2 protein-coding genes are annotated in these 3,596 nt (G+C 49.5%); both read right to left on the reverse strand.

Annotated elements, in window-relative coordinates; translation table 11 throughout:
* A partial coding sequence (locus tag FP827_03710; protein ID MBA3052181.1) for a transcription termination factor Rho occupies positions 1–1,164 on the reverse strand: 1,164 nt, incomplete at its 3' end.
* A 172-nt stretch (positions 1,165–1,336) separates the two neighbouring features.
* Positions 1,337–3,596 (reverse strand): glycogen/starch/alpha-glucan phosphorylase (locus FP827_03715; GenBank protein MBA3052182.1); only part of this gene is annotated, 2,260 nt, incomplete at its 5' end.

Here is a 3,596-nt window from a genome sequence, read left to right on the forward strand (position 1 = left end):
GAATTCCTCAAATATCACCTCGTCCATCCGGGATCCGGTGTCTATCAGGGCAGTGGCTATTATGGTGAGGCTCCCACCGTCAACAACGCTTCGCGCCGTGCCGAAGAATTTTTTCGGTTTCTGCAGAGCCGTGGTTTCCAGCCCCCCCGACATCACTCTGCCCGAAGACGGCGTCTGGGCGTTGTGCGCCCTTGCAAGGCGCGTCAGAGAATCAAGCAGTATCACCACATCCCTGCCCATTTCCACCATGCGTTTCGCTTTTTCAATAACCATGTCCGACACCTGTATGTGCCTGGCGGGGCTTTCATCAAAAGTGGAAGCCACGACTTCCGACTTCACGCTCATCCTCATGTCCGTCACCTCTTCCGGCCTCTCGTCTATGAGCAGGCAGATGAGCGTCACCTCCGGATGATTGAGAGTGATGCCGTTGGCGATGGCCTGCAGGAGCATTGTCTTGCCCGTCCTCGGAGGCGCGACTATCAAACCCCTCTGCCCCTTGCCTATGGGGGTGAGAAGATCCATGATCCTTCCCGATATCCCCTGCCTGTCGGTTTCAAGTATGATTTGTTTCTTCGGGTACTGCGGCATCAGCTTATCAAAATGAGGCCTGCCCAGGGTCTCTTCCGGCTTCATATTATTGACCGCCACTATGTTGTTCATGGCGTAATATTTTTCCCTGTTCACCGAGGGATGTTTGCAGTAGCCCTGGAGAAAATCACCCGTCCTGAGCTTGAGTTTTTTTATCAGCATGGGCGCGATATACACATCTTCATTGGACGGAAGATAACTGTTGTCCGAGGCGCGAAGAAAGCCGAAGCCGTCCGGCAGTATTTCGAGATAACCTTCTTTCTCTTCCTTGGGATAATCTTCTCCGACATTCTGATTATTGCCGTGATTGTTTTTACCCTCGGCCTGACAGCCGTTATCTTTCGCTGATGTATCCGGAGCGGCCTTAGGCTCGGACAAAGGAGCCGCGGGAGACTGGCCGGCGTTTTTGGAAACATTCAAAATAGCTTCCACTATCTCGTGTTTTTTCATCTTCGCGCTGTTTGCCACTCCCACCGCCGAGGCCGTTTCTTTAAGCTCCGGCAGCTTCATCTCCTTCAACTTCTCTTCTGTGTAAATAGACATTTCTTCCTCCATATTGCTGTTTTTCGTTTCCATGTACCGTATTTTATGTTATCCTCAAAATGCTTTTTGAAATTCCCGGGAAGTTAATATCCCGGGAAAACCGCCTGTCGTCTTCCTCCGGATCCTGCCGGCGGTTTATTCCTTTGGAATGTTTATCCTATCAACAATCTTTTTTCGTGTCAATAAGCAATTCCGCCCAGGCCGTTCAGGGATTTATTTTAACCGGATGCGCGTGCCAGATCTCATCGGCGTATTCTTTCACAGCCCTGTCGCTCGAAAAATAACCCATGTTGGCTATGTTTAAAAGCGCCTTTTTCTGCCACAGGAGTTTATCGGCAAAATCTTTGTTGACCTGATAAGTCTTCAGCAGATAATCTTTCATATCGGCCAGCAGAAAATAGCTGTCCGGTCTGCCGCCGCCGTCGCCGTGAAGTATAGAATCATACAAAGGCTTGAAGATCTCATTGTCGCCGCCGGATAATTCCCCGGATTTGAGCATATCAAGCGCGGCCCTGATCTCATCATGCGACTCGTATATCGCGCCGGGATCATGAGATCCGTCCAGCTGCTTTTCTTTTATCTGTTCAGCGTTAAGGCCGAAAATATATATGTTATCCGCCCCCACATGTTCTAAGATCTCTATGTTCGCCCCGTCAAGTGTGCCGAGCGTCAGGGCGCCGTTGAGCGCGAATTTCATATTGCCCGTGCCGGATGCTTCCGTTCCGGCCATTGAGATCTGCTCGGAGACATCGCTGGCGGGAATGATCTTCTCGGCCAGAGACACGCCGTAATTCGGAAGAAAAACGACTTTCATCTTTCCGTTTATGCTCTTGTCGCCGTTTACCAGATCCGCGACGCTGTTTATGAATTTGATGATGAGCTTCGCCCTGGCGTATCCCGGCGCCGACTTGCCCGCGAAAATAAATGTGACGGGAGTCGCAAGAGAAGACGGGTTTTTCTTAATGCCGTTATACATCACGAGAATCCTCAAAGCGTTCAGAAACTGCCTTTTGTATTCGTGTATTCGCTTCACCTGCGAATCAAATATGGATTCGGGATTCACTTCAACAGAGCATTCCTTCTTTATATATTCAGCCAGCTTCTTTTTGTTTTCAAGTTTGATGTTGTAAAGATTTATCAGGGTGTCCCTGTCATCCGCGAATTTTTCAAGTTCATTGATGCGGGAAAGATCACTTATCCAGCCGTCGCCTATTTTCTCTCTTATCAGCTGGGATAGATAATGATTGGCCACAAGGAGCCAGCGCCGCTGCGTTATGCCGTTTGTCTTGTTACTGAATTTTTCGGGGCACAGCTCATAAAAATCCCTGAAAACATCGGTTTTCAGTATCTCGCTGTGGAGCTTTGCCACACCGTTGACGGAATGCGAGCCGACAATAGCGAGATTCGCCATCCTGATATGCTTTTCGTCGTCGTCGGAAACGATAGACATCCAGTTGACTTTCATGTGATCATCGGGATATTTGTCTCTCACCTCAGAGGTAAAAATCCTGTTTATTTCATAGACTATCTCCAGATGCCTGGGCAAAACCGTCTCAAACAGGTTCAGCGACCATTTTTCAAGCGCTTCCTGCATAACCGTGTGATTGGTAAAAGCGAAAGTTTTCCGTGTTATGTCCCATGCCTTCTCCCATTTCAGGCCGTAAATATCAATAAAAAGGCGCATGAGCTCCGGTATGCCCAGCGCCGGATGCGTGTCATTGAGCTGTATGGCCACCTTATCGGCGAACCTGTCAAAATTATCATAGGTTTTGAGATAGCGCCTTATTATATCCTGCAGGGTGGCCGAGACGAAAAAAAACTCCTGCTTGAAACGCAGCTCCTTTCCCTCATAAATATTGTCGTTCGGGTACAGCACCTTTGAAATATTTTCCGTGCGGTTCTTATCTTCCACCGCCTTTATATAGTCGCCGTGATTGAAGATGTGCAGGTCAAACTGGTTGGATGAACGGGCGGACCAGAGCCGCAAAGTGTTCACCGTGCTGTTTCCATATCCTATTATCGGCATATCGTGGGGGATAGCCAAAATATCCCTGGTGTCCCGCCAGACAAAATGCACCCTGCCGAAAGCATCCTTTTCAGGGACGCTTTTTCCGTAGAACTGCACATTGATGGCGTATTCCGGCCTTTCTATTTCCCAGGGAGAACCGAATTTCAGCCACTCGTCCGGCGCCTCCACCTGGAAACCGTCCTGTATGATCTGTTTGAATATGCCGAATTCATAATGGAGCCCGTAGCCGTAGCCCGGCAGACCGAGAGTCGCCATTGAATCCAGATAACAGGCCGCGAGGCGCCCGAGGCCGCCGTTGCCGAGGCCCGCGTCGGGCTCGAGCTCCAGGAGTTTATTGAAATCATCTCCGCCTTTCTTTATGACATACTTCACTTCCTCAATGAGATTCAGGTTGATGATGTTGTTGAGAAGAGCGCGCCCCAGAAGAAATTCAAGA

It is taken from the genome of Candidatus Omnitrophota bacterium, assembly GCA_013791745.1.
GTDB lineage: Bacteria > CG03 > CG03 > CG03 > CG03 > CG03.